Source organism: Nocardia noduli (assembly GCF_019038455.1).
In the GTDB taxonomy this organism is placed as follows: domain Bacteria; phylum Actinomycetota; class Actinomycetes; order Mycobacteriales; family Mycobacteriaceae; genus Nocardia; species Nocardia noduli.
Window position 1 is genome coordinate 1 of record NZ_JAFMPL010000313.1, and the last position, 392, is coordinate 392.

Genomic DNA, 392 nt, shown 5'->3' on the forward strand with positions numbered 1-392 from the left:
AATCCCAGCTGTGCTGGCCCATGAGTTGACGCACGTGCTCATCCAGGAGCAACGTGGCCAGGATCTTCATAAAGTGCCTGAATGGGCCAATGAAGGCCTTGCCGTCTGGGTTTCCGGCGTAGGAACGGAAGGGTGTTCAGACGCTACCGAGGAAATGCAGCAGCACCCGATCTGCAGGGCAAGGGTAGTCGGCACCTGGCTCGATGATCTGGCGGCCACCGACCCTCAGGTTCAACGCTGCTGGGTCGATCAGATGATCACCGGCATCCGAAACGTCGCCTGTCCAGAAACTGGCTCCATGCGGCCGCAGTGGTGAGCATGCTCATTTGGCCTCTGATGGCCCAGCCGCGGCCCAGACTCGTTTGACCTGAGCTTCGCTGCAGCCCACCAGG

Annotated in this window: 1 protein-coding gene; it reads left to right on the plus strand. The window is 60.7% G+C overall.

Features of this window, described 5'->3' with window-relative positions:
• Positions 1-316 (plus strand): hypothetical protein (locus JZ792_RS41545; protein WP_216918465.1); only part of this gene is annotated, 316 nt, incomplete at its 5' end.
• Positions 317-392 lie beyond the last annotated feature (76 nt).